The 3,298-nt window shown below is 46.5% G+C and carries 3 protein-coding genes and 1 pseudogene; 1 reads left to right on the top strand and 3 read right to left on the bottom strand.

All coding sequences use genetic code 11. From position 1 onward, the window contains the following. Nucleotides 1–160: 160 nt before the first annotated feature. The 3 genes from H6F93_RS00780 to H6F93_RS00770 all read right to left on the bottom strand — a co-directional run bounded on the left by H6F93_RS00780 (nt 161) and on the right by H6F93_RS00770 (nt 2,600). The gene (locus H6F93_RS00780) at nt 161–946 is read right to left on the bottom strand and encodes a peptidylprolyl isomerase (RefSeq protein WP_190678310.1); all 786 of its coding nucleotides are present in this window, start codon (nt 944–946) and stop codon (nt 161–163) included. Between the two features lie 119 nt (nt 947–1,065). Beyond that, on the bottom strand, nt 1,066–1,806 hold the full coding sequence (locus H6F93_RS00775) for a hypothetical protein (RefSeq protein ID WP_190678308.1): 741 nt from the start codon (nt 1,804–1,806) through the stop codon (nt 1,066–1,068). Nucleotides 1,807–2,174: 368 nt separating this feature from the next. Then, entirely contained in the window at nt 2,175–2,600 is a 426-nt protein-coding gene (locus tag H6F93_RS00770; RefSeq protein ID WP_190678305.1) for a hypothetical protein, read from the bottom strand. 77 nt (nt 2,601–2,677) lie between these two features. On the opposite strand from H6F93_RS00770, the pseudogene H6F93_RS00765 reads away from it, so the two are divergent. Continuing rightward, nucleotides 2,678–3,184: pseudogene (locus tag H6F93_RS00765) on the top strand (IS6 family transposase); the annotation flags it as partial. Nucleotides 3,185–3,298: the final 114 nt, after the last annotated feature.

The following is a 3,298-nucleotide window of genomic DNA, read 5'->3' as shown; positions in this document are numbered from 1 at the left end:
CTGCTCTCAATCGCATGATCCAAGTTGCAAAGCCTGATAGCTATGAAGTTAAAGCTTAATCTCAACCTAGTTTAGAACTTGATTGGCTCAATTCTCAATCATGCAACAACGCCCCGATGAAACCAAAAAGTTTGTGAGACTCTATTTTTGCGTAGCTTGGCTATGCTGCAACGGCATCGGTCAACTGTTCCTGAACAATGCCAAACCAAACTTTGTCCCGATCGTCCAACTGCTGCACCTGTTCTTGTAGCCAGGTATCAAATCTTTCCTGAAGCAGGCGATCGCGCATTTGGTCATCGAGCTGAGCGGGGATAAGCTTTTCGAGACGAACAATCATGCACCACTCGCCTAGCTTGATTGGCTGCACATGACCGATTGAGCTAGTGTGAAGTAACTCCGCAAGTTCAGTGTGCAGCATTCCTAATTCAACAGGGCCAAGCAGTCCACCTGTTTCCGCTTCTGAGCCTTCAGAATACTGCTGCGCCAGTTCTGCAAATGACTGCTCACCTTCAGAAACTCGAAAGAAAAGCTCTTGAGCAACATCTAAATCTTTAGTGCGTAGCAGCGAATAAATCGCGCGATCGAACTCCTGCTTGCGCTGAAGAAAGTAAGATTCAATTTTGCGTCCCCAGGTTTGCTGCTTAAACTTCTCAATTTGCAGCGATCGCGTGATCATTGCTTCAAATTGAACTGGGCTGAGTCCGCAGTGTAGCTGCCACAGTTGCTGCTGTTTCTTTGTAACGAGATTCCACTGTTGGTAAAACTGTTGGTAGGCTGACTCAATTTCTTTCGGTGTGCATTCAATGCTGTAGATAGCGCGATCGATAATGCTCTCACACAGCAGTTGTGGAATCAACTGATAGTTCGCAAGCAGCGATAAGCTATCTTGGGAGGTGAATCTGTGACAAAAGTTTTCTAGAAGAGAAGCTTGTAGAGTATTGTTCATGATACGGCTGCGTAGTATCAGGTTGCTGCAAAAAATTTGTTAGCATCACAACTTTTAAGTAGAAGAGAAATGAAGCGATCGCTCATCACGGGACTGTCGATCGCTTCATTCAATTTGCACTAAACTACTGAGTGATCAAAGCTCACCGCAAATCGAGTACTGCCTTGTGATTGACAAACCTGCAAAATATAGTCGCCTGCTCCCTTGAGGTTTGTAATGGTGTCCAGGTTGCCGTTGGGAGTGCTTGTGCCTCTTTTGACTACTTCGTTTCTATCTACAATGCCGTTGCTGTTAAGGTCACGCACTACACGAATGTTGGCATCCCCTTTCTTGTTGCCCAGTTCTCGCACACGAATGTTGAGGCTAGAATCGCCATCGAGTTTGAAGGCAAAGTTATCAGCCGTATCTTTATTACTAACGCTATTGCGTCGCCGTAAATCTTTGGCGATCGTCCCCAGCAGAATTTCTGGCGTAGTCAAAGGATTGGCAGTGCCCGAAGAGGAGCGGCTGATCTGAAAGGTATAAGACAAATCATTAAAAGTTTGGGCTTGCACTCTAGCGATATAGTTGCCCTGGCCCAACACTCGATTCTGTGTAGCAAAGGTATTGCTGCCCCTACTATTGGGCGGTAGGAAAGTATCGCTGTCATCGAGCGTACCGTTGGCATTATTATCTCTGAAGAGCGCTATTCCAGTAGAAATGCTGTCGCGGCTAAACGATGCTGATATGTTCACATTTGCCGCAACAGGGCCAGTTCTGAACGCATAGGTATCAATCTGCGTTCTACGGACACCCGGAAAAAAGCCATCTCTCGATTGCGGTACATCCAATCTAAGAAAACCAAGATTTACTTCGGCCATAGTTTCTCCTTACAAGTGGATTAGTTTATTACTGACTCTGTTACAGCTTGGAAATTGATGACTGCATCGACTGCATCGAGCCTTTTTTGAAGCTTAAAAGCGTATAGGAAGTACTAAGCTACAAAGCTGAGCTAACCTGTACGCTTCCAAGGAGATTCGGGAAAAGCGCAACGAAATTCTGCAATGAGATGGGTATTGAATTACTTCGTTACAATCTCTATTCAGTCTGAGCAGAAGCACTGCAAACCAAAAATACAAAACGCAGGAAGCGATATTAGCCTCTCTGCGTCTCTTGATTCGAGCAGCAATTCAGTGCTACTGACCCCTCTTTTGTTACTACCGTCGTAGGAAAACTAACTCTTCCGCTGTCAAGCTGCTTTAGCAAGTGGGATAGGGGACATTCTAAAGATATTAATAAAATCCATGAGCTTGACTAATCCTCGTCGTAGCTCTGGAATGGGTACAAGCTCCAACCACGGTTCTAGCCAACCCCAACAGCAATACGGTTGCATCAATAACCTCAAATTGTTCAATGCACTCTTCCACGTATTGCCCAGTTCCCAGTACAGATGACGACTAAAGGGCAGGTAGGTCTGCATTGTTTGCTTTGAGGCTTGGCAATCTCCCTCTAAGTTGCTTTTGAAATCTTCAGCATGTAGACTCACCAATAAATAGGCGGAGAAAATCAGTTCCCACCACCGCTCGACGCTGCGGTATTCTGTGAGTCGATAGTCTTTCCATCCCAGTTCGTTCTTGACTTGTTGGAAGCCATATTCAATCCAAGTGCGCAACATGTACTGTTTACCGCTTGTGTCGCAAAAACTAGCGAATGGTAAGGTAAGCAGGACGACACTCTTCTCCTTGCCCTCCGATGTCTACTCCTATTCTGTTTAAGTGGCGGCACTTTCTGCCAGAAATCATCCTGCTGAATGTCCGTTGGTATTGTCGCTACGCCTTGAGCTACCGGGATTTGGAGGAGATGATGCAGGAAGGAGGGGTGGAGGTAGACCACTCGACGATCAATCGTTGGGTGCTGAAGTACGCCCCGGAATTGGACAAACGGATTCGACCGCATTTGAAGCCGACGAATGATTCGGGGCGCGTGGACGAGACGTATATCGAGATCAAAGGAGTGTGGAAGTATCTGTATCGCGCGGTCGATTCAGAGGGCAATACGCTGGACTTCATGCTGAGCGCCAAGCGAGATGGCAAGGCAGCAGTCCGCTTCTTTCGTAAAGTGCTCAAGGCACAGCATACTCAGACTCCCCGAGTGATTAACGTGGATAAGAATGCCGCTTACCCAGGGGCAATGGAAACACTGAAAGGAGATGAGACGATCATAGAAGAAACCGAGTTACGGCAGAGCAAGTATTTGAATAAGGGGTTTGCGATTAAATAACACCCCGGTCATAAAGGAAAAATGGTGATATCCCACTTGGGTAACGTTTTAGAGCGTTGCCAAAAGGGAAGGTAGGGTTCTAATTCTTCAGCC

The sequence above is a fragment of the Leptolyngbya sp. FACHB-671 genome (assembly GCF_014695745.1).
Lineage (GTDB): Bacteria > Cyanobacteriota > Cyanobacteriia > Elainellales > Elainellaceae > JAAUTN01.
This window is presented reverse-complemented; position numbering and strand designations above follow the sequence as displayed.

Bases quoted from the DNA above. Each gene is read 5' to 3' on its own strand.
- H6F93_RS00780 (WP_190678310.1), bottom strand. From the start codon at position 946: ATGAACAATACTCTACAAGCTTCTCTTCTAGAAAACTTTTGTCACAGA.
- H6F93_RS00770 (WP_190678305.1), bottom strand. From the start codon at position 2,600: ATGTTGCGCACTTGGATTGAATATGGCTTCCAACAAGTCAAGAACGAA.
- H6F93_RS00775 (WP_190678308.1), bottom strand. From the start codon at position 1,806: ATGGCCGAAGTAAATCTTGGTTTTCTTAGATTGGATGTACCGCAATCG.